The following is a 624-nucleotide window of genomic DNA, read 5'->3' as shown; positions in this document are numbered from 1 at the left end:
GAACTTCTCTTGAAGAAGCCGCGTTATCAGCAGTGAAACAACACCTACGTGTTTCAGGCTGATTTAAGACAGTTGCTAATTTACGTCAACGGGTGTTTCGAATTTTCTTCATTTCTTCTTCTATTACTGACGAGATGGCCGCCGTCGCTGCAGCTCAGAAGAATCGCGAAATGTTCGCCATCAAAAAATCTTATAGCGTCGAGAACGGATATCCTGCAAGGAGACGGTCTTTAGTGGATGATGCTCGTTTTGAAACTTTGGTGGTGAAGCAGACAAAGCAAACTGTCTTGGACGAAGCAAGGCTAAGAGCTAATGATTCAAGCCTTGAACCTGAACCTGAAGTCGATACACAAAAGGATTCAAAATGTGACGGCAAAAATGAAGATAGCGGTCTTACAGAGGAAGAAGTGGTTTTGGGTAATGCAGTAAGCGAAAATCCGGATGCCATTCAGCAAGCCGCTTTAGTCCTTCGTCTGCGGGAGGGCATGAATTCTTTATCCCGTGTACTTAAGACCATCGAGAAGTTCCAAGGCATAGTCAGTCACCTTGAGACCCGACCCAATAAAAATGACAAAAACGAACTCGACGTTTTTGTCAGCATCACCATGACTCGTCAAAATTTAC

Annotated in this window: 1 protein-coding gene; it reads left to right on the top strand. The window is 44.2% G+C overall.

Annotated features, from left to right (window positions below; translation table 11 throughout):
* Nucleotides 1-134 precede the first annotated feature (134 nt).
* Nucleotides 135-624 (top strand): ACT domain-containing protein (locus EK369_RS22990; RefSeq protein WP_164727091.1); only part of this gene is annotated, 490 nt, incomplete at its 3' end.

It is taken from the genome of Shimia sediminis (genome assembly GCF_003990645.1).
Classification (GTDB): domain Bacteria; phylum Pseudomonadota; class Alphaproteobacteria; order Rhodobacterales; family Rhodobacteraceae; genus Shimia; species Shimia sediminis.
This window is presented reverse-complemented; position numbering and strand designations above follow the sequence as displayed.